General features: G+C 62.9%; 21 protein-coding genes and 1 pseudogene. 10 read left to right on the forward strand and 12 right to left on the reverse strand.

Annotated features, from left to right (window positions below; translation table 11 throughout):
- The first annotated feature begins 324 nt into the window (after positions 1 to 324).
- Genes NLY43_RS15215 through NLY43_RS15235 form a run of 5 tightly spaced genes read left to right on the forward strand, consistent with a single transcriptional unit; the run spans position 325 to position 5,642 of the window.
- The gene (locus tag NLY43_RS15215; RefSeq protein WP_023682045.1) at positions 325 to 513 is read left to right on the forward strand and encodes a hypothetical protein; all 189 of its coding nucleotides are present in this window, start codon (positions 325 to 327) and stop codon (positions 511 to 513) included.
- Positions 513 to 1,694, forward strand: coding sequence for an acyltransferase family protein (locus NLY43_RS15220; protein WP_023669499.1), 1,182 nt, complete (start codon positions 513 to 515; stop codon positions 1,692 to 1,694). Before NLY43_RS15215 ends, NLY43_RS15220 begins: the two co-directional genes overlap by 1 nt.
- Positions 1,691 to 2,803, forward strand: a complete 1,113-nt coding sequence (locus tag NLY43_RS15225) for a glycosyltransferase family 2 protein (protein ID WP_023669498.1) — start codon at positions 1,691 to 1,693, stop codon at positions 2,801 to 2,803. The genes NLY43_RS15220 and NLY43_RS15225 overlap by 4 nt, the downstream gene beginning before the upstream one ends.
- Entirely contained in the window at positions 2,800 to 3,846 is a 1,047-nt protein-coding gene (locus NLY43_RS15230; protein WP_023712595.1) for a glycosyltransferase family 2 protein, read from the forward strand. The genes NLY43_RS15225 and NLY43_RS15230 overlap by 4 nt, the downstream gene beginning before the upstream one ends.
- Positions 3,846 to 5,642 (forward strand): ABC transporter ATP-binding protein, encoded by a 1,797-nt coding sequence (locus tag NLY43_RS15235; protein WP_031199653.1) that lies wholly within the window; start codon positions 3,846 to 3,848, stop codon positions 5,640 to 5,642. The genes NLY43_RS15230 and NLY43_RS15235 overlap by 1 nt, the downstream gene beginning before the upstream one ends.
- A gap of 123 nt (positions 5,643 to 5,765) precedes the next feature.
- Here NLY43_RS15235 and NLY43_RS15240 read toward each other — a convergent pair whose 3' ends face one another.
- From NLY43_RS15240 to NLY43_RS15260, 5 genes are read right to left on the reverse strand one after another with little or no spacing between them, the layout of a single operon-like run.
- Complete coding sequence (locus NLY43_RS15240) at positions 5,766 to 6,596, reverse strand: dipeptide ABC transporter ATP-binding protein (protein WP_023688780.1); 831 nt, start codon at positions 6,594 to 6,596, stop codon at positions 5,766 to 5,768.
- On the reverse strand, positions 6,596 to 7,441 hold the full coding sequence (locus tag NLY43_RS15245) for an ABC transporter ATP-binding protein (RefSeq protein WP_023688781.1): 846 nt from the start codon (positions 7,439 to 7,441) through the stop codon (positions 6,596 to 6,598). Before NLY43_RS15245 ends, NLY43_RS15240 begins: the two co-directional genes overlap by 1 nt.
- Positions 7,441 to 8,325, reverse strand: coding sequence for an ABC transporter permease subunit (locus tag NLY43_RS15250; RefSeq protein ID WP_050485757.1), 885 nt, complete (start codon positions 8,323 to 8,325; stop codon positions 7,441 to 7,443). The genes NLY43_RS15245 and NLY43_RS15250 overlap by 1 nt, the downstream gene beginning before the upstream one ends.
- A gap of 26 nt (positions 8,326 to 8,351) precedes the next feature.
- Positions 8,352 to 9,359 carry an ABC transporter permease subunit gene (locus tag NLY43_RS15255; RefSeq protein WP_023692619.1) on the reverse strand — a complete coding sequence of 336 codons (1,008 nt, stop codon included), beginning with the start codon at positions 9,357 to 9,359 and terminating at the stop codon, positions 8,352 to 8,354.
- 47 nt (positions 9,360 to 9,406) lie between these two features.
- Positions 9,407 to 11,005 (reverse strand): ABC transporter substrate-binding protein, encoded by a 1,599-nt coding sequence (locus tag NLY43_RS15260; RefSeq protein WP_023669491.1) that lies wholly within the window; start codon positions 11,003 to 11,005, stop codon positions 9,407 to 9,409.
- A gap of 476 nt (positions 11,006 to 11,481) precedes the next feature.
- Between NLY43_RS15260 and NLY43_RS15265 the strand changes: the two genes are divergently transcribed.
- Positions 11,482 to 13,473, forward strand: coding sequence for a long-chain fatty acid--CoA ligase (locus NLY43_RS15265; RefSeq protein ID WP_023682052.1), 1,992 nt, complete (start codon positions 11,482 to 11,484; stop codon positions 13,471 to 13,473).
- 28 nt (positions 13,474 to 13,501) lie between these two features.
- Entirely contained in the window at positions 13,502 to 14,209 is a 708-nt protein-coding gene (locus NLY43_RS15270; protein ID WP_031198174.1) for a class I SAM-dependent methyltransferase, read from the forward strand.
- Positions 14,210 to 14,293: 84 nt separating this feature from the next.
- Here the strand turns inward: NLY43_RS15270 and NLY43_RS15275 are convergent, their stop codons facing one another.
- From NLY43_RS15275 to pgi, 3 genes are all read right to left on the reverse strand, one after another.
- Entirely contained in the window at positions 14,294 to 14,515 is a 222-nt protein-coding gene (locus NLY43_RS15275; RefSeq protein WP_156935499.1) for a hypothetical protein, read from the reverse strand.
- Positions 14,516 to 14,584: 69 nt separating this feature from the next.
- Positions 14,585 to 15,316 carry an HAD family hydrolase gene (locus NLY43_RS15280; protein WP_023688783.1) on the reverse strand — a complete coding sequence of 244 codons (732 nt, stop codon included), beginning with the start codon at positions 15,314 to 15,316 and terminating at the stop codon, positions 14,585 to 14,587.
- The gene (gene pgi, locus NLY43_RS15285) at positions 15,313 to 16,956 is read right to left on the reverse strand and encodes a glucose-6-phosphate isomerase (protein WP_023688784.1); all 1,644 of its coding nucleotides are present in this window, start codon (positions 16,954 to 16,956) and stop codon (positions 15,313 to 15,315) included. The genes NLY43_RS15280 and pgi overlap by 4 nt, the downstream gene beginning before the upstream one ends.
- A 427-nt stretch (positions 16,957 to 17,383) precedes the next feature.
- On the opposite strand from pgi, the gene pdxR reads away from it, so the two are divergent.
- Both pdxR and NLY43_RS15295 read left to right on the forward strand, forming a co-directional pair.
- On the forward strand, positions 17,384 to 18,877 hold the full coding sequence (gene pdxR / locus NLY43_RS15290) for a MocR-like pyridoxine biosynthesis transcription factor PdxR (protein WP_023669484.1): 1,494 nt from the start codon (positions 17,384 to 17,386) through the stop codon (positions 18,875 to 18,877).
- A gap of 206 nt (positions 18,878 to 19,083) precedes the next feature.
- The gene (locus tag NLY43_RS15295; protein ID WP_023712597.1) at positions 19,084 to 20,703 is read left to right on the forward strand and encodes a trimethylamine methyltransferase family protein; all 1,620 of its coding nucleotides are present in this window, start codon (positions 19,084 to 19,086) and stop codon (positions 20,701 to 20,703) included.
- Between the two features lie 17 nt (positions 20,704 to 20,720).
- Here the strand turns inward: NLY43_RS15295 and NLY43_RS15300 are convergent.
- Both NLY43_RS15300 and NLY43_RS15305 read right to left on the reverse strand, forming a co-directional pair.
- Positions 20,721 to 21,114: pseudogene (locus tag NLY43_RS15300) on the reverse strand (hypothetical protein).
- A 140-nt stretch (positions 21,115 to 21,254) separates the two neighbouring features.
- Positions 21,255 to 23,060, reverse strand: a complete 1,806-nt coding sequence (locus tag NLY43_RS15305; protein ID WP_023712598.1) for an IlvD/Edd family dehydratase — start codon at positions 23,058 to 23,060, stop codon at positions 21,255 to 21,257.
- A 143-nt stretch (positions 23,061 to 23,203) separates the two neighbouring features.
- Here NLY43_RS15305 and NLY43_RS15310 point away from each other — a divergent pair, with 143 nt between their 5' ends.
- Positions 23,204 to 23,662 (forward strand): SRPBCC family protein, encoded by a 459-nt coding sequence (locus NLY43_RS15310; protein ID WP_023712599.1) that lies wholly within the window; start codon positions 23,204 to 23,206, stop codon positions 23,660 to 23,662.
- A 17-nt stretch (positions 23,663 to 23,679) separates the two neighbouring features.
- Here the strand turns inward: NLY43_RS15310 and NLY43_RS15315 are convergent, their stop codons facing one another.
- Together NLY43_RS15315 and NLY43_RS15320 are read right to left on the reverse strand one after the other, a co-directional pair.
- Positions 23,680 to 24,870 (reverse strand): Mrp/NBP35 family ATP-binding protein, encoded by a 1,191-nt coding sequence (locus tag NLY43_RS15315; protein WP_023703517.1) that lies wholly within the window; start codon positions 24,868 to 24,870, stop codon positions 23,680 to 23,682.
- A 78-nt stretch (positions 24,871 to 24,948) separates the two neighbouring features.
- On the reverse strand, positions 24,949 to 25,953 hold the full coding sequence (locus NLY43_RS15320; protein ID WP_023703518.1) for an inorganic phosphate transporter: 1,005 nt from the start codon (positions 25,951 to 25,953) through the stop codon (positions 24,949 to 24,951).

A 25,953-nucleotide genomic window follows, 5' to 3' on the forward strand; every position in this document is an offset into this window, starting at 1 on the left:
CGACAGCCTAGAGAACCCGACAATACAAGCATAATTTATAAGATACAAAACCACTATCTTGGAATAATCTTCGTCAATTTTGACCTATATCAGACACTCCGGATTATAGTTGTGTAATTAAACCGTGCCTTTTCTGACATGGTACTACTGCTCATGCAGCATTGCGGACGTGAAAAACCCTGATCGACGCAACGCACTCGCAAATCATACCCATTTTTAGCACTAACTCACACAAATATTACAGCTCGATAGATATTTTGTGTTGCACTGCACCATTGCCCGGTTGCACCATTTCTTGGGGGATTTGGTACTGGGAAGTGCGCCGTGGAGGATTCCGCCAAGTTGATCAGCTTGAATTTTTCGCTGGCCAGCACCGATTTCGAGGCTGCCCCGCGCACAAGGCGCGGGTTTGATGTTGTCGGCGCACTCTCGACGCTGGCAGGCCTCGACCTGAGGCCCGGAATGCAGGGCCGCTGGCTTCATCGGAGATTTCAGACCGGCGGAAATGGCTGATGGCGGTCGCGCGTGACAATCAGTTGGACGCTCTGCGCGCCATCGCTGTCACGATGGTTCTCTATTCCCATTTCCTTGCACCCAACGGGTCCTCCTTTTGGGGCCACATCGGGGTGCGGCTTTTTTTTGTGCTGAGCGGCTTCCTGATCACACGACTGCTGCTCGAAGCGCGCGCCGCGGCCGAATTCAAAGCCGGCCCTGCATTGAGTTCCTTCTACATCAGGCGCGCGCTGCGCATATTCCCGCCCTATTTCGCCGTGCTTGGGTTCGTCTGGCTGACCGATCTGGAGCAGTCCAGTGGATCGCTCGTCTGGCATGCGCTTTACCTGTCGAATTTTTGGTACGCGCTGCGCAACGAATGGACGCCCTGGCTACTCTGCCATTTCTGGAGCCTGAGCATCGAGGAGCAGTTCTATATCGCCTGGCCGCTGGTCGTGCTTCTCGCACCCCGCCGGCGGGTGGAAGCGATCACTATCGGCGTCATCCTGTTGTCGCTGGCCTATCGCTTCTACTGGCCGATCACCGCCACCCCGGCGCTAGCGCGCGACCTGCTGCCGCCAGCATCGATGGACGCGCTGGCGTTTGGTGCTTTGCTTGCCTGCCGGCGGACCAGAGGCGCCGGCCTGCCGCAATGGATGCGGCTAGGCTGGCCAGCCCTTGCGGCTGTCTTCCTGGCGATTGAGTGGCTTATCCCTGCGCCGGCCGATCCTATGCTGGAATGGGCCCGCTGGGCGTTGCTGCAGATCCTGCCCCTGGTGCCGCTGGTGGCCGTTGTCGCCGCCTGTTCAGCCGGCCTTGGCGGCGTCCTCGGCAGGGTTTTCGAACTGCCACCGCTGCTGTCACTGGGCCGCATCAGCTACGGCGTCTATCTTTACCATCCGATCCTTCTGTCGCTCGCAGTCAAGTCACAGCCCTGGATCCCGCTCAATGTCTCGGAGCAGGGGCCAGGGCGTTTCCTGGTCGCGAGCGCCGCCACGATCGCCGTCGCTTCGATCTCGTGGACGGCTTTCGAAAAGCCGCTCAACGGCCTCAAGCGCCGCTTCCCCTATGTAGCGCGCCGCCGCTCCCAGGCACGCTCTGGCGATGCCGGCTGGCTCGGCAGGGCGGCGGACGCCTATCCCGGCGGATCCCCCGATGGCCGCGCCGCACTCGAACTCCGGCGAACGGATGCGCAGAGATGACCACCGCGCCGCTCGTCTCCGTCCTGCTGCCGGTCTACAATGCCGGGCCTTATCTCACCGCTGCGCTGGAGAGCATTCTGCGGCAAGACTACGATCGCCTGGAGGTCATCGCTATCGATGACGGATCGACTGACAACTCGCTCGAGATTCTCGAACGATACCGCCGGGCAGACAATCGCGTTTCTGTCATCTCGCGTGAGAACCGCGGCCTCGTCGCCACCCTCAATGAAGGGCTACGACTGGCCCAGGGCGAGCTTGTTGCGCGAATGGATGCGGACGATGTCGCCTATCCCCGGCGCCTCTCGCGCCAGGTCGCACTGTTCGAGCGGCGGCCCGATCTCGGCTTCTGCGGCGCCTGCGTCGATACCTTGCTTCACGGCCGTATCGCCAAAGGCAGGCTAGACCCGGTGTTCCGGCTCGGCCGGCTCGACATATTGTCGATGTTCTTTACGATATTCTTACATCCGACGGTGATCTACAACAGGAATGTCATTGGGAACAACGATCTCTATTACGATCCCAAGTATAGACATGCCGAGGATTTTGATCTCTTCAGACGGCTTGCCGGCCGTTTCCCGGCGACCATATTGCCCGATAGCCTGCTCGTCTATCGCATCCATGCGGGAAGCGTAACCATGCGGCATGCCAAGGAAATGCGCAGGACGCATTTGCGGATCGTGGCCGAAAATCTCGAGCGTGAGGGGCTTGCGGAAACCACAGCGGATCTGCGCGACATCGGCGAGGCCGTCTCTTTCGACACGGTTTCGCGCGCAGCCGATTTCATCCGTGCGCTCGAAGAGCGGATTTCCGAGCTGCCGACCGACACACGGCCAAGCTTCGAGGCAGGCGCGCTGAACCTGTTCTATTTCCTCTACCAACTCGTCGGCGACGAAGGAGAACCGCCGCTGACCCACGAATTGCTCACGCGGACGGCGAGATGGAATTTCATCCGGCGCCGCGAACAATATGCGCTGCGTCCCGGCGTCTGGGCGCCTTGGCTCAGCCTGCTCTCGATAAGGGCCGGAAAGCGGGCGGACGCGGTGGCGTACTTCTTCAAAACCACGCCGGCCGAAGCGGTGCTTGCGCGTTATCAGCGGGGACTGGTATGACCGACAGGCCCCACCCGCTCCTGCGCGATCACCAGTTTGCGAGTGCACCTGTCCCGACATCTCCCCGATCGGAGCGGCCGTCGCTCGAGGTCAGTTTCATCGTCTGCACGCGCGACCGCGCCGCTGTGCTGGAGGCTTGCATAGCCTCGATCCAGACCGCATGCCGGGTGCACGCCACCTTCGCGGCAGAGTTGGTGGTGGTCGATAATGGTTCACGGGACGGCACGTCAAAGCGGCTGGCCGCTATCGCCGAAACTTCCGACATCCCAGTCACAGCCGTCTCGGAGACTCGCCCCGGACTAGCCGCTGCCCGCAATGCCGGATTGGCGCGAGCGCGAGGCCGCGTGCTGGTCTTCGTCGACGACGACTGCAAGCTCGACCGCGACTATCTCCGCGACCTGGAGCGGCACTACCGGAGTGGCGAGAAGTGGCTGATCCGCGGCGGCCGGGTCGAGCTCGGTGATGCCCGGGACCTGCCCTTCACCATAAAGCTCCGCGAGGCAAGCGAGCGGCTGACCCCGGCGGTCCACCCCGGCGGCTTCGTGCTCGGCTGCAACATGACCATGCACCGCGACGTCGCGGCCCGCATCGGCTCGTTCGACGAACGCTTCGGCGCTGGCGGCCCGCTACGCTCGGCTGAAGATACTGATTATCTCGTGCGGGCGATGCTGCTCGGCATGCCGGTCGAGTATGTGCCCGACATGACGGTCTTGCATCATCACGGCCGGCGAGACCGCAAATCGATCGACAGGCTGCACCGCGACTATAGCCTCGGTAATGGTGCGCTGTGCCTGAAACATGTCCGCCACGCCCCTTGGCTGCTTCGCCATGTCTATTGGTCCGCGCGGGCCGCGTTCAGGGAACTGGCGGGCCGTCCTCGCTTTGACCGCGACCTCGATCTGTCGCACTGGCCTATTGTTGTTATGAATCTGGCAGGTGCCGCCAGATTTGCGCTGCTCGTCATGATGGGATGGCCAAAACGGCTGCCGCTGCGCCACGACCGAGAAGCCAGCGAAGCCAATGCGGAGGCCAGAGCGCGATAATGTCACTGATTCCGTCAGCCCTGCCAATGCTGCGCCGCGCGCTTGGTGGCAGGCTGTTGCGGCTCGTTCCCGTCGTGGTGGGGCTCGGGCTTGCGGGCGCCGCGCTGGAAGGCCTCGGCATCGGTCTCATCATTCCGCTGCTCGGCATCATTATGGGACGTGGCGAAACATCAGGCATGGCCGGTTTCTCCGCCCTCCTCCAGCAGGTTGGAGCGGACCTCGGCGAGCGCCAGCGGCTGATCGCCATTTCGGCCGCGATCCTCGGTTCGATCGTACTGAAAAATGTCTTTGCCTTCGCCAACACTCTGCTGACCAGCTACATCTACGGCAAGGCAGGTTATTCGATCCGTAGCGCACTGTCGGAGCAGTTGCTCAGGGTCGGCTACCCCTTTTTCCTGCAGCAAAGCCCCGGGCGGCTGCTCAACATCATCTCCAACGAATCCTGGCGAGCATCCGACGCTATCCAGGCCCTGCTCGGCGCGATCGTCAGTGCCTCGGCCGCCGTCATCCTGCTCGCCTTCCTCCTGCTCCTCTCTTGGCAGATGACGCTGCTGGTGACGCTAGGGCTGGCGCTCGTCCAATTGGCGCACGGGGTTTTGTCGTCCAATCTGAAGGCGCCGAGCCGCAGCGTCGTCTCGCGCAACAGCGCACTGGCGTCGCAGATGCTGCATCTGGTGCATGCCGGGCGCCTAATTCGCATCTTCGGGCAGGAGAACCGCGAAAAGGCGGTCTTCGCCAAAGCGTCCGACGGGGTGCGGCGGGCGGCTTTCGTGCTTTCAATCCGCCAGGGCGTCTTGCCGCCACTGACCGAGGTGTTGCACGCGATGCTGTTCCTGGCGGTGGTGATCGGAGCCTGGCTGGCGAATGTAAGCTTCCCGCTGACCGTCGCCTTCCTCATCCTGCTCTACCGACTGCAGCCGCATATGCGCGCCTTGCAGATGTCCTGGAGTCAGTTGCAAGGCATGAGCGGCTCGCTGGAGGAGGTACAATGGCTGCTCGATCCTTCCGACAAGCCCGAGGCGCCGCAGGGCAGCCTGCCGTTCGACGGCTTGCGCGAAGGGATCAGCTTTGATGACGTGAGCTTCGCCTATTCCGGTCCCCTGTCAGACCCCGACGCGCGCGAGGCGGTGCTGCATAAGGCGGTGTTCGACATCCGCAGCGGCCGCTCGACGGCGCTGATCGGCCGCTCGGGCGCCGGCAAGACGACGATCGTCAATCTCCTGTGCCGCTTCGTCAAACCCGACAGCGGCAGGATCCTCGTCGATGGGGCACCGCTCGATGAAGTGGACCCAAGCCAGTGGCGGCGGAACATTGCCCTGGCCAGTCAGGAGCTGGAACTGGTCGACGGCACCATTTTTGAAAACATTATCTACGGCTACGACACGGCGTCGGCCAGCGACGCCATGCGCGCCGCAAGGCTGGCCGAGGCACATCAATTCATCGAGCACCTGCCGCAGGGCTACGCGACACTGGTCGGATACCGGGGCATCAACCTGTCAGCCGGACAAAGGCAAAGGATCGCCCTGGCGCGGGCGCTGGTGCGCGATCCCGATATTCTCATCCTCGACGAAGCCACCAGTGCGGTGGATGGGTTGTCAGAAGCCGCTATTGTCGAGACGCTGAAATCGCGGGCCGGCCGCCGCACCACCATTGTCATCAGTCATCATTACAGCACCATATCGTTCTGCGACGACGTGGTGATCTTGAGCCGCGGTCGGGTGAAAAAACAGGCCCCCTTCGCAACCCTGGCAATGCTCAGCATGGACGAGCTTTACCAGCACGGAGCGGGTGAGTGATGGGGCGCACCCCAACCTGCGACGCGGCTTGCGCCCGGCAGCTCGCAGATCGCGATCAATCCTGCCGGCAAACCACCGCCGCGACGCATTTCCGATTGTTCAAAAACAATTCTCGGTGGGAGGTCAGGCGGCCTTCTTCTTCGCCAGCCGCGCCTTGATCGAGGCGACGTCGGCGCGCGGCGTCGCGGCGAACAGCGTCCTGGTGTAGTTGTGCTTGGGGTCGGCGAAGACCTCCTCGCGCGAGCCGTATTCGACGGCTTCGCCGAAATACATCACCATCACATCGTCGGCGATGTAGCGCACGACCGACAGATCGTGGCTGATGAAGACATAGGTCAGCTGGAATTCGTCCTGCAGGTCGGCGAGCAGGTTGAGCACCTGCGCCTGCACCGAAAGATCGAGCGCGGAGACCGGTTCGTCAAGCACCAGCAGGCTCGGGTTCAGCATCAGCGCGCGGGCAATGGCGATGCGCTGGCGCTGGCCGCCCGAGAACATGTGAGGATAGCGATTGTAGTGCTCGGTTCCGAGGCCGACTTTCTTCAGCATCCTCATGGCGAGGTCGCGCCGCTCTTCGGCCGGCTTATCGGTGTTGATGAGCAGCGGCTCGCCCAGCACATCTCCGATCTTTTGGCGCGGATTGAGCGATCCGTAAGGGTTCTGGAAGACGATCTGCACCTTGCGGCGCATCTCCCTGGTCAGGCCGTTCCTTGCGATGTCGACCTTGTTGCCGTCGATGAACAGTTCGCCCGACGTTGCCGGATCGATCAGCGTGATGATGCGCGCCAGCGTGGACTTGCCGCAGCCCGATTCACCGACGATGGCCAGCGTCTTGCCCTTGTCGACGCTGAACGAAACGCCCTTGACCGCATGCACGGTGCGCGCGCCGCGAAACAGGCCGCCGCCGACGTGATAGTCGCGCACGATGTCCTTGCCTTCGACGACCTTGATGCCCATCAGACGCTCCCGGCAGCCGGTTCGAACAGCATGTCCGAGACGGTCGGCAGCCGGTCGCCGACGGCATTTTCCGGCAGCGCCGACAAAAGCGCGCGGGTGTAATTGCTCTTCGGCGATTCAAACAGCGACAGCACGTCGGCCTCTTCCATCTTGCGACCCTTGTACTGGACGATGACGCGGTCGGCGGTCTCGGCCACGACGCCCATATTGTGGGTGATCATGATCAGGCCCATGCCGTATTTGACCTGTAGCGACACCAGCAGGTCGAGGATCTGCTTCTGAATGGTGACGTCGAGCGCAGTCGTCGGCTCGTCGGCGATCAGAAGCTTCGGATTGCAGGCGATGGCGATGGCGATCATAACGCGCTGGCACTGGCCGCCCGACATCTGGTGCGGAAACGAGTTCAGCCGTTCGGCCGGCTCGGCAATGCCGACCTGCGTCAGCAATTCGATGGCGCGCTCGCGACGCTGGGCCTTGTCCATGCCCATATGGAAGCGCAGCACCTCCTCGATCTGAAAGCCGACGGTGAAGCACGGATTGAGACTGGCCATCGGCTCCTGGAAGATCATCGACATGTCCTTGCCGACGATCTTGCGCCGGTCGGCCGGGCTCATCTTCAGGAGATCGCGGCCGTTGAAGCTCATCTCGTCGGCAGTGACCGTCGCCGTCCACGGCAACAGCCCCATCACAGCCAACATCGACACCGACTTGCCGGAGCCGGATTCGCCGACGATGGCCAGCACTTCACGTTCGTTCACATGGAGCGAGACGCCATCGACCGCGCGGAACGGGCCGGATGCGGTCTGGAACTCGACGACGAGATTGCGGATGTCGAGCAGCGCCATTACGACCTCCTCAGCTTCGGATCGAGCGCATCGCGCAGACCGTCGCCGATCAGGTTGATGGCAAGCACGGTGATGAGGATGGCCAGACCGGGGAAGGTCACCACCCACCAGGCGCGCAGGATGAATTCACGCGCCGAGGCGAGCATGGTTCCCCATTCCGGTGTCGGCGGCTGGGCGCCAAGGCCGAGAAAGCCGAGAGCGGCCGCCTCCAGGATGGCGTTGGAGAAGGACAGCGTGCCCTGGACGATCAGCGGCGCCAGGCAGTTGGGCAGGATGGTGCGCAGCATAAGCCTTATATGGCCGGCGCCGGCGACCTTGGCGGCGACCACATATTCGCGGCTCTTTTCGGCCATGACGGCAGCGCGCACCAGACGGGCAAAGTGGGGTTGCAGGACAAGCGCGATGGCCAGCATGGCGTTGAACAGGCCGGGGCCGAGGATGGTGACCAGAACCAGCGCCAAGAGCAGCGACGGGAAGGACAGGATCAGATCCATGACGCGCATGATCGCCACGTCGACCCAGCCCCGGAAATAGCCGGCCAAAAGGCCGAGCGTGATGCCGCCGACAAGCGCCAGTGTGACCACGACGGCGCCGATGAGCAGCGAGAAACGCGCGCCATAGAGCAGGCGCGAGAGCATGTCGCGGCCGACCGCGTCGGTGCCAAGCAGATATTCCATGCTGCCGCCCGCCTGCCAGGCCGGCGGACGCAGGAAAGCGGTCTTGTCCTGGATGTCGGGCGCATAGGGCGCCAGCAGCGGTGCAAAGAGCGCGGCCAGCACCAGCAGGATGAAGACGAATAGGCCGATGACGGCGCCGCGGTTTACCGAGAAATAGTGCCAGAAGGTCCTGAAGCCGGTCAGACGGTCAGGGTTGCCGGCGGCCATCGGGGCGATTTCGGTGGACTGGCTCATCACGCCGCCCTGATGCGCGGGTTGATGACGGCATAAAGCACGTCGACGATCAGGTTCACCGCCATGACGATAAGGGCGATCAACAGCAAGCCTGACTGCACGACGACATAGTCGCGCTTGGATATGGATTCGACCATCCACTTGCCGATGCCCGGCCAGGCGAAGATGGTTTCTGTGAGAATGGCGCCGGCGAGCAGGGTACTGACCTGCAGGCCGATGGTGGTGACCACCGGGATCAGCGCATTGCGCAGCGCATGCACGCCGATGACGCGGGACGACGACAGGCCCTTGGCGCGGGCGGTCCGCACATAGTCTTCGCCCAGCACTTCGAGCATGGCCGAGCGCGTCTGGCGCGCGATCACCGCCAGCGGGATGGTGCCGAGCACAATTGTCGGCAGCACCAGGTGGCTCAATGCCGAGCGGAAAGCATCCCATTTGCCGTAGAGCAGGCTGTCGAGGGTCAGGAAGCCGGTGATCGGCTTGATAAAGAACTGAAGGCCGATGCGTCCTGAAACCGGGGTCCAGCCGAGATAGCCGGAGAAAAAGATGATCAGCAGCAGACCCCACCAGAAAATCGGCATGGAATAGCCGACAAGGGCGGTGCCCATCAGCCCCTGGTCGAACCAGGAGCCGCGTTTGACCGCAGCAATGATGCCGGCCGGGATGGCCAGCACCATGGCGAAGATCATGGCGAAGACTGAGAGCTCGACGGTTGCCGGGAAGAGCGTCATGAAATCTTCGATGACCGGCCGCTTGGACGAAATCGACACGCCGAAATTGCCGGTCGCGGCATCGCGGACATAATGCGCGTATTGCTGCCAGATCGGCAAATTGTAGCCGAACTGTTCCTTCAGTTCCGCGTAACGCTCGGGCGACACGCCATGCTCGCCGGCCATGGCAAGAATGGGATCGCCGGGCAGCAGCCTGACGAAAGCGAAGGCGCAGATGGTGATGCCGATCAGCGTCGGCAGCACCAAGACGATTTTGTTTAGGAGATATCGGAGCATCTTGAAAAGCGGGCGGCGCCTGATTGCGCGCCGCCCGCCTAACAGTTCTATTCGGCCTTGTCGACGCCGTCGAAGCGATGAATGCCGAGCGGGTCCATCATGAAGCCGCTGACATTCTTGCGCACGACTGCGTAGACCTGGCTGTGTGCCATGAGGAAGGCCGGAGCCTGCTTCTGGAAGACAACCTGCGCCTCTTCATAGAGCTTGGTGCGTTCGGCCTGGTCGCTGGTCTTCTTGGCCTTCTGGATCAGATCCTCGAAGTCCTTGTCGCACCAGCTGGAGTAGTTCGACACGCCGATGGCCGAGCAGGCGAACAGCGTGGCGAAGAAATTGTCCGGATCGCCATTGTCACCGGTCCAGCCGATCTGGAAGGCGCCCGGACGCTCCTTCTTCTTGCCTTCTTCGCGGTACTTCGTCCACTCGTAGCTGACGATCTCCGCCTTGACGCCGACCTTGGCCCAGTCAGCCTGGATCAGTTCGGCGGCGCGCTGGAAGTTCGGGTTGTAGGGACGGACGCGGTCGGAGGCCCAAAGCTGGATCTCCTTCAATCCGGCATCGGCCAGCACCTTCTTGGCGGCTTCCGGATCATAGGCGTCGGACTTCACGTCCTTGTTCCACGACCACATGGTCGGCGGGATCAGGTTTACGGCCGGCGTGGCGCCGGCGTCCTGGAACAGCGACTTGATGAGCGATTCCCGATCGATCGCCTGGTTGAGCGCATGGCGCACTTCAGGCTTGTCGAGCGGCGGGATGGTGGTGTTATAGCTCATATAGCCGATGTTGAGGCCAGCCTGATCCATCAGGGTCACGTCGGCGTTGGCCTTGATCGTGCCGATGTCGGCAGGATTCGGATAGGGCGCGATATCGCATTCGCCGGCGAGCACCTTCTGGATGCGGGCGGTGGCGTCAGGCGTGATCGCGAAGACGAGATCGTCGATCTTTTCCTTGCCCTTGAAGTAGTCCGGGTTGGCCGCATAGCGGATGACCGAATCCAGCTGGTAGTCGACGAACTGGAACGGACCTGTACCGACCGGCTTGGTCGAGAAGTCGGCCATCTTGCCGTCTTTTTCCAGCTGGTCGGCATATTCCTTCGACACGATCGAGGCGAAGTCCATGCCGAGATTGGCCAGCATCGGCGCGTTCGGCTCGGTCAGCGTCAGCTTCACGGTCAGGTCATCGACCTTTTCCCACTTGGCGACGTATTTCGGCATGTCCATGCCGGTGTAGTAGTCCCAGGTCAGGTTCGGCAGGTACTTCTCGCCGTTCCAGGGGTTTTCCTTGTTGAACTGGCGATCGAACGAAAAGACGACGTCGTCGGCATTGAAATCACGCGTCGGCTTGAAGAAATCCGTCGTCTGGAACTTCACGCCCGGATGCAGGTGGAAAGTATAGACCAGGCCGTCGTCCGAAATCTCCCATTTGTCGGCGAGACCGGGCACAACTTCGGTGCCGCCATGCTTGAACTCGACCAGGCGCGAATAGACGGTGCGCGACGAGGCGTCGAAGTCGTTGCCGCCCGTCGTGGTACCCGGGTCGAAGTTGGCCGGCGAGGCCTCCGAGCAATAGACCAGCGTCTTGGCATTGGCCACACCGCCGAGGACGCTTGCAGCCAGCAACGCGGCTGCAAAAGTCAGTTTCTTTTTCATTGAGCACTCCCTGATGTTCTTCCAAGCCCCTCTATAGGCTCGCGAAGCGCGCATATAAGCACCGTTTTTCCGGCTTTGGAACACCCTGTTTGCCTACCCCACCGTAAGCAGAAAATATTTCTCGGTCTTTGACGAACTGCAGAAACAAATAGCAAAATCTGCTAATCACGGGATTGTTAACGACCGCATTTTTTCATTGATCGCAGCAATCGTAAGCCAAAAATCCACAAGCCTGGGTTTCGCCACCGAGATGACCGGACGGCATTGCCTGAGCTGGCATCGCGGGAAGGATTTCGACGGCAAATCTTTGCCGTCCTGCCGCTGGGGCAAGACTTGCACGGCCGCCGATAGTCGCAATAGATAGATGACACGCTGGATTTTCCGGGAATCCGCGACATCGCTGCAGCGGAGGACGCCTCACCACATCGAGGCGGCGCAGCAGGAGCAGGCAACAGAACGACCGAGGGAGGCTAGAGGTGGCGAAAGCAACAAAGACAACGGCCCCGGCGAAAGCAAAAGCGGCGAAAGCTTCAAAACCGGCCGCCGCTGCCGCCAAGTCGAAAGCGCCACCGGCCAAAGCCACTCCCGCCGTCAAGCCAACGGCAACCTCGACGCCGGCGAAGGCAAGCGCCAACCCGGCAGCGAAACCTGCGGTCAAGCGCGCGGCGAAGACAACACCCGCTGCAAAGCCCGCCCAGCCGCCAGCCGCGAAGACAGCCGCGGCGAAGCCCGCCTCGAAGCCGTCGCCGGGCGCGGCCAAAAAACTGCCGAATACGCTGACGGCGCTTGCCGCGGGCTTGCCGGAAAAGCCATGGCTAAAAAGCTATTCGAAAGTCGTGCCGGCGGAGATCGGCGCCCTGCCCTACAGTTCGATCGGCGACTTCCTCGTCGGCGCCTGCAAGCAGTTTTCCGGCCAGCCGGCATACGTCTGCATGGGCAAGTCGATCTCCTATGCCGAACTCGAGCGGCAATCGGCCGCCTTCGGCGCTTATCTGCAATCGAAGGGCCTGCAGAAAGGCGCACGCGTGGCGCTGATGATGCCGAATGTGCTGCAATATCCGGTGGCGATGATGGCCGTGCTTCGCGCCGGCTATGTCGTGGTGAACATCAATCCGCTCTACACGCCGCGCGAGCTCGAACATCAGCTCAAGGATTCCGGCGCGCAGGCGATCGTCATTCTGGAGAATTTCGCCAGCACCCTGGACGCGGTGATTGCCAGGACGGCGGTCAAGCATGTGGTGGTCGCGGCGATGGGCGACATGCTCGGCGGCCTCAAGGGCACGATCGTCAACCTGGTCGTGCGCCGGGTGAAAAAGATGGTGCCGGCCTGGTCGCTGCCCGGCCATGTCAAGTTCAATGCGGCGGTGAAGGCCGGCGCCGGCATCGCCTTCAAGCCGGCCAAGATGGAAGCCAGCGACGTCGCCTTCCTGCAATATACAGGCGGCACCACGGGGATTTCCAAAGGTGCTGTGCTGCTGCACTCCAATGTGCTGTCCAATGTCGCGCAGAACACGCTGTGGCTGCAGGACGCCTATGCGATCAAGCCGAAACCGGCGCATCTCAATTTCATTTGCGCACTGCCGCTCTACCATATCTTCGCGCTGACGGTGAACGCGCTGATGGGCATGCAGCAGGGCGCCCAGAACGTGCTCGTTCCCAACCCGCGCGACATTCCCGGCTTCGTCAAGGAGCTGCAGAAATACCCGATGCACATTTTCCCCGGCCTCAACACGCTGTTCAACGCGCTGCTCAACAACGAGGATTTCCGCAAGCTCGACTTCAAGCCGCTGATCATGACGCTGGGTGGTGGCATGGCGGTGCAGAAGGGGGTTGCCGAGCGCTGGAAGGCGCTGACCGGCAATTCGATCACCGAGGGCTACGGGCTGTCGGAGACCTCGCCGGTGGCGACCGCCAACAAGTTCAGCGACAGCAATTTCACCGGCACGATCGGCCTGCCGCTGCCGTCGACCGAGATCGTCATCCGCGACGATGACGGCAACAACCTGCCGCTCGGCGAGGTCGGCGAGATCTGCATTCGCGGGCCGCAGGTCATGGCCGGTTACTGGAACCGGCCGGACGAGACCGCCAAGGTGATGACCAAGGACGGGTTTTTCAAATCCGGCGACATGGGCTTCATGGACGAGCGCGGCTACACCAAGATCGTCGACCGCAAGAAGGACATGATCCTGGTCTCCGGCTTCAACGTCTACCCCAACGAACTCGAGGAAGTCGTCGCCCAGCATCCGGGCGTGCTCGAAGTGGCGGCGGTCGGCGTGCCGGACGAGCATTCGGGCGAAGTGCCGAAGCTGTTCATCGTCAAGAAGGATCCGGCGCTGACCGTTGAGGCAATCACTGCGTATTGTCGCGAGAACCTGACCGGCTACAAGCGGCCGAAATACATCGAGTTCAGGACCGAGCTGCCGAAGACGCCGGTGGGCAAGATTTTGCGCCGGGCGCTGCGGGAATAATTTGAACGGCGAGCCTGGCGACGGCGGGATGGCGGACGATAGTCGGCGTCCCGATGCAGTAGTGTTCATCAAGGCGAACCTGCGGCTTGCGCCCGTTCCCGCCCTTCGTGAAATCCAGCTCTATACGGCTCATTCCGGCAGCGGCCTGAGGCGGCTTGTCGAGTGGCGAGCTCATGGACCGGAAGACGGCAGCCAGACCGAGGAGCACGAAGCTGAGCCGCAGCCGCCCTACTGGGCCTATGCCTGGGCCGGCGGCGCCGTGCTGGCGCGCTATATACTCGACCATCCGCAAATCGTGGCCGGTCACCGCGTGCTCGACCTCGGCGCCGGCTCGGGCCTCGTCGGCATCGCCGCCGCCAAGGCCGGCGCCAGCGCGGTGATCGCCGCCGAGAGCGATCGCAACGGCGTCGCCGCGATCGGCCTCAACGCGTTGGCCAACGGCGTCGAGATCACCATTGTCGACCAGGATATCACCACGGGCCCGCCGCCAGCGGTCGATCTCGTGCTTGCCGGCGACGTGTTCTACGGCCGCGAGGTTGCTCTGCGGGTGATCCCGTTCCTCGACCGCTGCCTGGCAGCCGGCATCGAGGTGCTGGTCGGCGATCCCCGCCGCGCCGATCTGCCGCTGTCGCGGCTACGATTGCTCGCCGAATATCAGGTGCCGGATTTCGGCGACGCAAAGGGTGATGTGACCAAGCCGAGCGGTGTGTTTTGGTTCGAGCCGGAAGATTGCTAGCGCGACGCGGCAAAGCCCAGTCGCTCTGAATGGCCGGATTCTACTCATTGTGGACAAACCTCAAGGGGCAGAAAATAGATTGGATTAGCCGTTGATAGGAGAAGTCGAATGGCGTGGATTAAAGTTGTTCAACGTATCGGCTTCATAGTTTGCCCAAAGTGCGAAAATCGCGGCTTCGAGCTTCAGCCTGGCGAAGACATCGATAACGCAAGCGCCAAGATCAGCTGCGGCAGATGCGGGTACGTTTGCTCTGCTGATGAGTAGCCCACTATGTCCGAAAACAAACCAGAAGCTCCATAGTTTCATGGCTGCTTCCCCCAACTCGGCCATTGGCGGGGAAATCCCGAGCCGAATTGAGTTTGCCCCAGGCCCCCGTCAGACCGTCTCCTTGACCCGCGCCGACAGAAAGTCCGGCAAGTCGGCAACCGAATCCAGAACGACATCGGCGATCGACGCCAGCGATTCCCGCGTGCCGGTGCCGGAGAGCACGCCGACCGCCAGGCCGCAGCCGCCGGCACGCGCCATCTCCAGGTCGTGGCGGTTGTCGCCGACCATGGCGATCTCGGACGCCTTCAACCCGGTCAGGTCGCAAAAGGCGACGATCGTGTCCGGCGCCGGTTTCGGATTGGCGACCGCGTCATAGCCATAGGCGGCGGTGAACAGCTGCGCGACGCCGAGCGTGACCATGGTCTTTTCGGCACCGGCAGTCGAATCATTGGTGGCGACGCCGAGCCGGTAGGATCGCTTGTGCAGAGCCGTCAGCGCCGCGACGATGCCGGGCAAGGCCACCGCCATCGATGAGCCTTGCACCGAGGTGATCTCGTTGAAACGGGCGACGGCCAGCATCTGGTCCTCGTCGGACAGGCGCGGGAACCATAGTTCGACGACATCCATGTTGGTGCCCGAGGCGAAGATGGAATCCGGCTTGAAACGCTTGGCGACAAAATCGAAGCCCGCCGCTGAAAGCAGCCTGTCGGCTTTCCAGCGATCGCCCTCGGCAGCATCCATGGCCATGAAATCGGCGATGCCGAGCCAGGTCGCGTTGAAATCGACAAGCGTGCCGTCCTTGTCGAACAATATGCCCTTGATGTCGGCCGGATTTTTCATTGCGCCCCCCGCAGTTGCTGGATGCGCGCCACCAGCCCGGCCGTCGATGCGTCGCGCTTGGCGGCGCTCTCCTTGCCTTCCACGACTGGCAACAGGCCGGTCGCCAGCTCCTTGCCGAGCTCGACGCCCCATTGGTCGAAGGAATTGATGTTGAACAGAGTGCCTTCGACGAAGACGCGGTGCTCGTAAAGCGCGATCAGCCGGCCGAAGGTGCGCGGGTCGAGCTTGCGGTAGAGGATCGTCACCGAGGGGCGGTTGCCGGAGAAGACGCGGTGCGGGGCTATTCTGTCGACATCGGCCGGCTTCATGCCCTTGGCCAGCATCTGCGCGCGAGCCTCGTCCAGCGTGCGGCCCTTCATCAACGCTTCCGATTGGGCCAGGCAATTGGCAAGCAGTAGATCGTGCTGGTGCTTCAGATCCGGCTCATGGCCGACGGCAGCGGCAAGGAACTCGACCGGGATGGAATCGGTGCCCTGGTGCAGCAGCTGGAAGAAGGCGTGCTGGCCATTGGTGCCGGGCTCGCCCCAGACCAGCGGTCCGGTCGGCGTCGTCACCGGCGTGCCGTCGAGGGTGACGCCCTTGCCGTTCGATTCCATGTCGAGCTGCTGCAGATAGGCCGGCAGCCTGGAAAGGCGCTGGTCATAAGGGATGACCGCACGCGCCGGATAACCGCAGATCACGCGATGCCACCAGCCGACCAGCCCCAGCAGCGCCGGCAGGTTCTTCTGCAGGGGTGCGGTGCGGAAGTGCTCGTCCATCTCATGCGCGCCATCGAGGAAGGCGCGGAAGTTGCGCGGGCCGATGGCGATCATCACCGGCAGGCCGATGGCGCCCCACAGCGAATAGCGGCCGCCGACCCAGTCCCAGAAGCCGAACACGCGATCCGCTTCGATGCCGAACTTGGAAACCAGGTCGAGCGCGGTCGAGACGGCGGCGAAATGCTTGCCGACAGCTTCCTTGCCGAGCGCCTTCTGCACCCATTCGCGCGCCGTCTCGGCATTGGTCATCGTCTCGACCGTGGTGAAGGTCTTCGAGGCGATGATGAACAGGGTGGTTTCGGCCGACAGGCCCTTCAGCGTGTCGTGGATATGGGCGCCGTCGATGTTGGAGACGTAGTGCGCGCGCGGGCCGTCGTGATAGGGCGCCAGCGCCAGCGTCGCCATGGCCGGGCCGAGATCGGAGCCGCCAATGCCGATGTTGACAATGTCGGTGATTTTCTTGCCGGTGGCGCCGGCGGCCTTGCCGGAGCGAATGGCGTCGGCGAAAGCGCCCATGGCGTCGAGCACGGACAGCACATCCGCCTTGACGTCCTGGCCATCGACGGTGACGCCCTTGCCCGAGAGGTTGCGCAGCGCCGTGTGCAGCACGGCGCGGTCTTCGGTGATGTTGATTTTCTTGCCGGAAAACATTGCGGCGCGGCGACCTTCGAGATCGGCGGCGGCGGCGAGCTTCTCGAGCAGTTCCATCGTGCCCTGGTCGACCGCGCATTTCGACCAGTCGAGCAAAAGGTCGCCGTCGCTGGCCGAGAACGTCTCGAAGCGCTTGGGGTCGGCGGCAAAAGCCTCGCGCATCGTACCCGATGCCGCCGCGCGCGCAGCACGCAAGGCGACAAGCTGTTTGTCGAAGGAGGAATGATCCACTTTCGGCTCCTGATCGTTTTTCACGACATCTTATCAGACCGGATGTTTCCGGCGCGTGTCGTCGCGCTGATCTTATTGAGCCGAATTCCGCATGTTTCAATGCGTGGGGATGACGCAGTGCAGCATAGTGCGATGTGATGGAGCTATGACGCTCCGCGCCGCGCTGGATGATTTGATGGGAGTAGCGACGACGCTGCGCGTCGCGCTGGGGATAATGAGGCGCGACGACGCTTCGCATCGCGCGGGCGTCCGCGCTGCGGGATGACGCAAGCGTCACCCGGGGATGAGACGACGCTGCGCGTCGCGCATAGATCACTGGCATAAATCCCAGCGATCAGAAAAATTGATTGGCGCAACCCCTTGTGCCACGGTTACCTTCCGCTGGTCCAGCCAAGCAAAAAAGACTGGCCATCGAGGAACACCTTCCATGCCACAGCGTAACGACACGGCCATATGGTCCGGCCTGTTCCGGATTTCGGCGGAATCGGGCCAGACCCTGCAGGCGCAGATCCGTCAGGCGATCGTCGCCGCCATTCTCGACCGGCAGATCGCCGCTTCGATGCCGCTTCCGTCCTGCCGCATCCTGGCTGAAAAACTCGGCGTCGCGCGCGGCACTGTGGTGCTGGCGTTCCAGCAATTGGTCGACCAAGGTTTCCTGGTGGCGCGCGAACGGCGCGGCCATTTCGTCAATCCGGATGTGCTGGCCACCCCCGCCAAGCCGCACCAGAAGGCGCCCGACCAGCAGAACGAGATCGACTGGAAGGCACGCCGGCAGATCGCCGCCAGCGACATGCCGCCACCGGCCAAGCACGACAACTGGATCAAGTCCTCCTACCCCTTCGTCTACGGCCAGTTCGACCCGGCGCTGTTCCCGACAGCCGAATGGCGTGAGTGCAACCGCATGGCGCTGGCCGTGCTCGAAATCCGCAACTGGGCCTCCGACATGGTCGATCGCGACGATCCGCTCTTGATCGAGCAGATCCAGGCGCGGCTGTTGCCGCGGCGCGGTATCTTCGCCAATCCGGACGAGATCATCGTCACGCTCGGCGCCCAGAACGCGCTCTATATGCTGGCGACACTGCTGATGACAAAGGGCTCCAAGGTCGCGATGGAAGACCCGGGATACCCCGACGCGCGCTCGATCTTCCGCCTGGCAGGCGCCGAGATCCAGCCGGTTCCGGTCGATCAGTCCGGCATCGTCACCTCGTCCATTCCCAACGATTCCGGCTTTGTCTTCGTCACCCCCAGCCACCACTGCCCGACCATGGTGCCGCTGTCTGCGGAGCGGCGGCAGGACCTTCTGGCGCGCGCCAACCGCCACAACCAGATCATCATCGAGGACGGCTATGACAGCCAGCTTCTCGACGAGGCGCCGCAGCAGGCGCTGAAGAGCCTCGATCGCTCGGGTCGCGTCGTCTATGTCGGCTCGATGTCGAAGACGCTGGCTCCGGGCCTGCGGCTTGGCTACATCGTCGCTTCGGCTGGACTAATCTCCGAACTCAGGGCGCTGCGCCGCTTCATGCTCAGGCACCCGCCGGCCAACAACCAGCGCGCGGTCGCGCTGTTCCTGTCGCTCGGCCATCACGAGGCGCTGGTGCGGCGGCTGTCGTCGGCCTTCGACGAGCGGCGCAAGCGTCTGGTCCATGCGATTTCCGCATTCCTGCCGGAATGGCGCTCGACCGATTCGGCCGGCGGCACATCGCTCTGGCTGGAAGGCCCGCGCGGCACCGATTCACGTGGACTGGCCGAGGCCGCGGCGTCGCGCAGCGTCATCATCGAGCCCGGCGATCGTTTCTTCGATCGCACCGAAAAGCCCTCGCGTTTCATGCGCTTGGGCATTTCCTCGATCGCGCTGCAGCACATCGAGCCGGGTATTCGCGAGCTCGCGACTGCGGCCGGACGCAGGCCCGCGGCAGCCTGATTTGCCTGTGCTGGAGCTTTGAACAGCCCCGGCCCTTGGCGTGATCACCAACATTCTGCATTAGCTCTCTGGCATACTCGGCTGCGTTGACTGGCCCATAGGCTGGGCCAATGGCAACGGCATAGTCGGCTGACAGAGGGACGAAGCAAGCCGACGGGGACCAATCACCGCGCCGTGTTTCGCAAGCTAAAGGTGGAGTGCCCCCCATGTCAGTGGCTGTTGAGCAGCAGGATGCGGCTCTTAAGGATGCGGCTCCTAAAGATACATCAGCCGACCAGCGTACGCGACGATCCGGCGGGCGCGAAGCGCGCCGCGCCATGCGGGCCGCACCGCTTGCCGACGATATCCGGCCGGTGCGCGCCGGCCTCGAAGGCGGCAGCTACGGGCCGCTCAACCAGAACGACCAGGAGCGCATCCATGAAGCGGTGCTGACGCTGCTGGAGACCGTCGGCTTCGCCAATGCCATTCCCTCCTGCATCGAGGCGCTGACCGGGGTCGGCGCCGTCTATGGCGATGACGGCCGCATCCGTTTCCCACGTGGGCTTGTGATGGACACGATCAGACGAGCCGCGCGGAATTTTACGCTGCACGGCCAGGACCCCAGGCATGACATGCTGATCCAGGGCAAGCGCGTGCATTACGGCACGGCGGGTGCGGCGGTGCATCTGGTCGATGTCGAAAAGCGCGAATACCGCGAGTCGCTGGTGCAGGACATTTATGATGCCGCCCGCCTCGTCGAAGGGCTCGACAACATCCATTTCTTCCAGCGACCGATGGTGCCGCGCGACATTCCCGATCCGCTCGAAATGGACTTCAACACGCTCTACGCCTGCGTGATGGGCACCTCGAAGCATGTCGGCACCTCGTTCACGGTGCGCGAGAACGTGCAGCCGGCGCTGGAAATGCTTTATGCGATCGCCGGCAGCGAGGAGAACTTTCGCGCCCGGCCGTTCGTGTCGAACTCCAATTGCTTCGTCGTGCCGCCGATGAAGTTTGCCGAGGACGCCTGCGGCGTGCTCGAAGCCTGCGTCGAAGGCGGCATTCCGATCCTGCTTCTATCGGCCGGCCAGGCCGGCGCCACCGCTCCGGCGGCAATTGCCGGCGCTGTGGTGCAAGCGGTGGCCGAAGTGCTGGTCGGCCTCATCTACGTCAACGCCATCAAGCCCGAGCATCCGGCGATCTTCGGCACCTGGCCATTCGTCTCCGACCTCAGGACCGGCGCCATGTCGGGCGGCTCGGCCGAGCAGGCAGTGTTGACTTCGGCCTGTGCGCAGATGGCGCAGTTCTACGATCTGCCGGGCGGTTCGGCCGCCGGCATGACGGATTCGAAACTGCCCGACATCCAGTCCGGCTATGAAAAGGGCATCACCGATGTGATGGCCGGTCTTGCCGGCCTCAACTTGGTCTATGAATCGGCGGGTATGCATGCCTCGCTGCTCGGCTTTTGCCTGGAGAGCCTGATCATAGACAATGACATGCTGGGCCACTGCCTGCGCTGCGTGCGGGGCATCGAAGTGACCGACGAAGCGCTGTCGATCGACACCATCACCGAAGTCTGCATGAATGGCCCAGGCCACTATCTCGGCAATGAGCAGACGCTGCGCCTGATGCAGACGGAGTATTTCTATCCTGCCGTCGGCGACCGCTTTTCGCCCAAGGAATGGAACGAGAAGGGCCGGCCCGACATCTTGCAGCGGGCGATCATCGAAAAGAAGCGCGTGCTGGCCGAGCGCTTCCCGCGCCATGTGCCGAAGCTGCTCGACGACAAATTGCGTGCCCGCTTCGGCGAGATGATCAAGCTGCCACGCAGCGGCATGGGCGGGTAAGCTTCACCTTACGAAGGTCAGTCCGCACTTAGCCCAAAGCGCTCGACGACTTCGGCGCTGATCAGCTTGCCATGCAGCGCCATCAACACGATCTGGGCATCCAGGCTGTCGCCGGTTTCAAGCGCAGCCTCGATGCGGCGCTCAGCCTCCAGCCGCCGCTCCGGCCCATTGGCCTGCTCGAAGGTTTGTGGGCCCGCGATGCAAAAGCCGAACAGCTGCGCCACGGACCGGTAGGCGTCGGGCGGCGGCTCGTCCGGCCAATGATCCTTCATCAAATTGACGATGGTGAGCTTTACCGGGAACAAGCGCCGGATGAAGATCGGCGCCGCGCAGCGCGTTGTCCAGTTCCCGCAAATCACCCGAGCGGCCGAACATGCCGAGGAAACCGAGGGAAGAGCGCCGCTTCGTCATTGATGGGTGTTATCCCTTGTGCAGGACCTATCGACACGACGTATCTGTAGACTTGGCCCAATCGATACAAGAGCGTTGCCATGAGAAAAGGCGGCCTGCCCGATGGCAAGCCGCCTTCGATTTCACCAAACTTGCAACGCTCAGTGGTTGTCCCTCGGCACGCCGCTGGTATGGGCGACGTCCTGGTATTTCACCGCCGGCTTCAGCACCATGCCCTCCGAGAACTGGTCGACCATGGAGCGCTGGATTTCCTGCCATGGCGTTTGGTGCTTGGGATAGTGGTATCCGCCATCGTCCTGCAGTTCGGCACGGCGGCGCGTGATTTCCTCGTCGGTGACGAGGATGTTGGCAGTGCCTTTGCGTAAGTCGATGCGCACACGGTCGCCGGTCTTGAGCAGCGCCAGGCCGCCGCCAATGGCGGCTTCCGGGGAAGCGTTGAGGATAGAGGGCGACCCCGATGTGCCCGACTGGCGGCCATCGCCGATGCAGGCCAGCGCGTGAATGCCCTTCTTGATGAGATAGGCGGGCGGCTGCATGTTGACCACCTCGGCGCCACCGGGATAGCCGATCGGGCCGGCGCCGCGCATGAACAGGATGGTGTGCTCGTCGATGCCTTGCGCCGGATCGTCGATGCGGGCGTGGTAGTCCTCCGGCCCGTCAAAGACCATGGCGTTGCCTTCGAAGGCTTCCGGGTCGTTCGGGTTGGAGAGATAGCGCTCGCGGAATTCCGGCGAGATGCCGCTCATCTTCATGATTGCGGAATCGAACAGATTGCCGCTGAGATTGATGAAGCCGGCATTGGCCTTCAGCGGCTCGGCGACGGTGCGGATGACGTCGGTGTTCTCGTTGGCGACACCCTTGCAATTGTCACCGATAGTCTTGCCATTGACGGTCATCGCTTCGGGATAAGGCAGCAGCTTGGCCTTCATCAGTTCGGCCACCACAGCCGGCACGCCGCCGGCATGGTGATAGTCCTCGCCGAGATATTCGCCCGATGGCTGCAGATTGACGATGAGCGGCACATGGAGGCCGACCGTCTGCCAGTCGTCATTGGTGAGTGGCACGCCGAGATGGCGGGCAATCGCGTTGAGGTGGATCGGCGCGTTGGTCGAGCCGCCTATCGCCGAATTGACGACAATGGCGTTCTCGAAGGCCTTGCGCGTCATGATGTCGGACGGCTTCAGATCCTCATGCACCATCTCGACGATGCGCTTGCCCGTCTCATAGGAGATCTGGCCGCGCTCGCGATAGGGCGCCGGGATGGCAGCCGAGCCCGGCAATTGCATGCCGAGCGCCTCGGCCAGCGAGTTCATCGTGGTGGCGGTGCCCATGGTGTTGCAATAGCCGGTCGACGGCGCCGATGAGGCGACGATGTCCATGAACTCGTCATAGTCGATCTCGCCGGCGGAGAGCCGCTGGCGCGATTCCCAGACGATGGTGCCGGATCCCGTGCGCTTGCCTTTGTGCCAGCCATTGAGCATCGGTCCGACCGAAAGTGCTATGGCCGGAATATTGACGGTGGCCGCCGCCATCAGCAGCGCCGGCGTGGTTTTGTCGCAGCCGATGGTCAGCACGACGCCGTCGAGCGGATAGCCGTAAAGCACTTCGACCAGGCCGAGATAGGCAAGGTTGCGGTCGAGTGCCGCGGTCGGGCGTTTGCCGGTCTCCTGGATCGGATGGCACGGGAATTCGAAGGGGATGCCGCCCATCGAGACGATGCCTTCGCGCACGCGCTTGGCGAGTTCGATATGGTGGCGGTTGCACGGCGACAGATCCGAGCCGGTCTGGGCGATGCCGATCAGCGGCTTGCCCGACATCAACTCGGCCCGCGTCAGGCCGTAGTTCAGGTAGCGCTCGAGGTAGAGCGCGGTCATGCCTGGATTGTCGGGATTGTCGAACCACTCCTGCGAGCGAAATTTCTTCTTTCCGGTGGGGGCGCCTGCCATCATGGTCTCCGTATTTGTAAGACAAATCGATATGGCAACGCGCGGAAGCAGGCAAGAGGGCGCACCGTCGCAACCGGACTTTGGTGCGATAGACACAGACCAGACCGTGCGTTAGGCCTTCGAAGTCTGTCCGGGAGGTGTCGATGGCTTTGGTGATCGAAGGCGAGGAACGCATTGCCGCCCCCCTGCAGAAAGTGTGGGACGCGCTGAACGATCCGAAGGTTTTGCAGGCGACCATTCCCGGCTGCCAGCACCTGGAGATGAAATCGCCGACCGAAATGGCGGCGACGGTGGTGTTGAAGATCGGACCGATCAAGGCGACATTCAACGGCGAGGTGACATTGAAGAACCTGAAGCCGCCGCACTCCTACACCATCCAGGGCGAGGGCAAGGGCGGTATTGCCGGCTTCGCCAAGGGTGGCGCCGACGTGACGCTGACGGCGGACGGGCCGGATGCGACGGTCCTCAAATACTTTGCCAAAGCCGAAGTCGGCGGCAAGATCGCCCAACTCGGCAGCCGGCTCATCGAATCGACTTCGAAGAAGCTGGCCTTGCAGTTCTTTTCAAGCTTTGGCGAGAAGGTGGGTTCCCCTCCCCCTTGAGGGGAGGGATATCCGAGCTACTCGAACACGATGTTCGGCACCGCCGCTTCGGCCGCGCCGCGTTCTTCGTTGACCCGGTCCCAGACCTTCGAAGCAATGCCGCGATAGATCTTCGCCTCGGCGCTGTCTGGCTTCGACGCCACCACCGGAGCACCTTCATCAGAACTTTCGCGAATGCCCATTTCCAACGGCACTTCGCCGAGGAAAGTCACGCCGAGGCGCTCGGCCTCGCGCCGCGCCCCGCCATGGCCAAAGATGTCGTAGCGCTTGCCGGTATCGGGGGCGATGAAATAGCTCATGTTCTCGACGATGCCGAGCAGCGGCACGTCGACCTTCTTGAACATATTCAATCCTTTGCGGGCGTCGATCAGCGCCAGGTCCTGCGGCGTCGAGACGATGACGGCGCCGGCCAGCGGCACCTGCTGGGCCATGGTCAGCTGGGCGTCGCCGGTGCCGGGCGGCATGTCGACGACGAGCACGTCGAGGCGGCCCCATTCGACCTCGCGCAGCATCTGCGTCAGCGCCGACATCACCATCGGACCGCGCCAGATCATCGGCGTCTCCTCGTCGACGAGGAAGCCCATCGACATCACCTTAAGGCCGTAATTCTCCATCGGTTTCAGGATCTTGCCGTCGACGGTCTGCGGCCGGCCATGGATGTTGAGCAGCCTGGGCATGGACGGGCCATAAATATCGGCATCGAGCACGCCGACACGCAAACCGTTGGCGGCGAGGCCAAGCGCGATGTTGACAGCGGTGGTCGACTTGCCGACGCCCCCCTTGCCGGACGCCACCGCGATGATCGCCTCGATTCCGGGCACGCCGCGCTTGCCCGAGCTTTGCGAGGCCGAGGCGTGCGGGGCTGGAGTGTGTGGAGCTGGGCGCGGCCCGCCTGGCGCAGCCGGCGGTGCGGGCCTGGGCGCGGGACGCGACGCAACCGGAGCCTCCATGCCGCCGCCCTTCTTCTCCGCCGTCAGCGCGACGACGGCGCCGGCGACACCAGGGATCGCCTTGACGACACGCTCGGCTGCAGCGCGCAGCGGCTCCATCTCCTGTGCGCGGGCGGCGGGAACGGTGATCGAGAAAAACACTTTCGAATCGGCGATGAAAATCTCCGAAACCATGCCGAGGTCGACGATGTTGCCGGTGAAGTCCGGCCCGTTGACCGTCTTCAGACGCTCGGTGACGATTTCCTTGGTGACGGACATGCATTATTCCCTAAGGCGTTTGGCTGCGGCTCAGATAGTGCAGATTGGCAGCGACTCCAAGCACCACCGGTGTCCGCCTCACCCTGCCAGGCCAACCGCTAGGTAGGTGAGCGCCGAAATTGCAGCCGTGGCCGGCAAGGTGACGATCCAGGCGATGACGATGTTGCCGGCAATGCCCCAGCGCACGGCCGAGACGCGGCGGGCGGCGCCGACACCGATGATGGCCCCGGTGATGGTATGGGTGGTCGACACGGGGACGCCGAGCCAGGTGGCGGCAAACAGGGTGATGGCGCCGCCGGTCTCGGCGCAGAAGCCCTGCATCGGATTCAGCCGGGTGATCTTCGAGCCCATCGTGTGAACGATGCGCCAGCCGCCGAACAAAGTGCCGAGCGCCAGTGCTGTCTGACAGGTGAGGACGACCCACAGCGGCACGTAGAACGTCCCGCCGAGCATACCTTGCGAATAGAGCAGCACGGCGATGATGCCCATGGTTTTCTGGGCGTCGTTGCCGCCGTGCCCTAGCGAATAAAGCGAGGCCGAAAAGAACTGCATGACGCGGAAGGTGCTGTCGACGGCGAACGGTGTCTGGCGCACGAACAGCCAGGAAACGGCCAGGATCAGGACCAGCGCCAGAACAAACCCTGTCGCCGGCGACACGACGATTGCGGCGACCGTCTTGCCAAGCCCGGTCCAGACGATGGCGCCGGGCCCAGCCTTTGCAACGCCGGCGCCGACGAGCCCGCCGATCAGGGCATGCGAACTGCTGGACGGGATGCCGGCAATCCAGGTGACGATGTTCCAGACGATGGCGCCAACGAGCGCCGAGAAGATCACCGCCGGCGTGACGATGCTGACGTCGACGATACCTTTTCCCACAGTTTCAGCCACGTGAAGGCCGAAGAACATGAAGGCGATGAAATTGAAGAAAGCCGCCCACAGGACCGCATATTGCGGTCTCAGCACGCGGGTGGAGACGATGGTGGCGATGGAGTTCGCTGCATCGTGCAGGCCGTTGAGAAAATCGAAAAACAGCGCGACGGCGACAAGGCCGATCAGCACGGGAAAGGCGATGGTGGCTTCCAT

This window comes from Mesorhizobium sp. C416B, assembly GCF_030323165.1.
Lineage (GTDB): Bacteria > Pseudomonadota > Alphaproteobacteria > Rhizobiales > Rhizobiaceae > Mesorhizobium.

Bases quoted from the DNA above. Each gene is read 5' to 3' on its own strand.
- NLY43_RS15220 (WP_023669499.1), top strand. From the start codon at position 513: ATGGCGGTCGCGCGTGACAATCAGTTGGACGCTCTGCGCGCCATCGCT.
- NLY43_RS15225 (WP_023669498.1), top strand. From the start codon at position 1,691: ATGACCACCGCGCCGCTCGTCTCCGTCCTGCTGCCGGTCTACAATGCC.
- NLY43_RS15230 (WP_023712595.1), top strand. From the start codon at position 2,800: ATGACCGACAGGCCCCACCCGCTCCTGCGCGATCACCAGTTTGCGAGT.
- NLY43_RS15235 (WP_031199653.1), top strand. From the start codon at position 3,846: ATGTCACTGATTCCGTCAGCCCTGCCAATGCTGCGCCGCGCGCTTGGT.
- NLY43_RS15240 (WP_023688780.1), bottom strand. From the start codon at position 6,596: ATGGGCATCAAGGTCGTCGAAGGCAAGGACATCGTGCGCGACTATCAC.
- NLY43_RS15245 (WP_023688781.1), bottom strand. From the start codon at position 7,441: ATGGCGCTGCTCGACATCCGCAATCTCGTCGTCGAGTTCCAGACCGCA.
- NLY43_RS15250 (WP_050485757.1), bottom strand. From the start codon at position 8,325: ATGGCCGCCGGCAACCCTGACCGTCTGACCGGCTTCAGGACCTTCTGG.
- NLY43_RS15255 (WP_023692619.1), bottom strand. From the start codon at position 9,359: ATGCTCCGATATCTCCTAAACAAAATCGTCTTGGTGCTGCCGACGCTG.
- NLY43_RS15260 (WP_023669491.1), bottom strand. From the start codon at position 11,005: ATGAAAAAGAAACTGACTTTTGCAGCCGCGTTGCTGGCTGCAAGCGTC.
- NLY43_RS15270 (WP_031198174.1), top strand. From the start codon at position 13,502: ATGGCGGACGATAGTCGGCGTCCCGATGCAGTAGTGTTCATCAAGGCG.
- NLY43_RS15275 (WP_156935499.1), bottom strand. From the start codon at position 14,515: ATGAAACTATGGAGCTTCTGGTTTGTTTTCGGACATAGTGGGCTACTC.
- NLY43_RS15280 (WP_023688783.1), bottom strand. From the start codon at position 15,316: ATGAAAAATCCGGCCGACATCAAGGGCATATTGTTCGACAAGGACGGC.
- pdxR (WP_023669484.1), top strand. From the start codon at position 17,384: ATGCCACAGCGTAACGACACGGCCATATGGTCCGGCCTGTTCCGGATT.
- NLY43_RS15295 (WP_023712597.1), top strand. From the start codon at position 19,084: ATGTCAGTGGCTGTTGAGCAGCAGGATGCGGCTCTTAAGGATGCGGCT.
- NLY43_RS15305 (WP_023712598.1), bottom strand. From the start codon at position 23,060: ATGGCAGGCGCCCCCACCGGAAAGAAGAAATTTCGCTCGCAGGAGTGG.
- NLY43_RS15310 (WP_023712599.1), top strand. From the start codon at position 23,204: ATGGCTTTGGTGATCGAAGGCGAGGAACGCATTGCCGCCCCCCTGCAG.
- NLY43_RS15315 (WP_023703517.1), bottom strand. From the start codon at position 24,870: ATGTCCGTCACCAAGGAAATCGTCACCGAGCGTCTGAAGACGGTCAAC.
- NLY43_RS15320 (WP_023703518.1), bottom strand. From the start codon at position 25,953: ATGGAAGCCACCATCGCCTTTCCCGTGCTGATCGGCCTTGTCGCCGTC.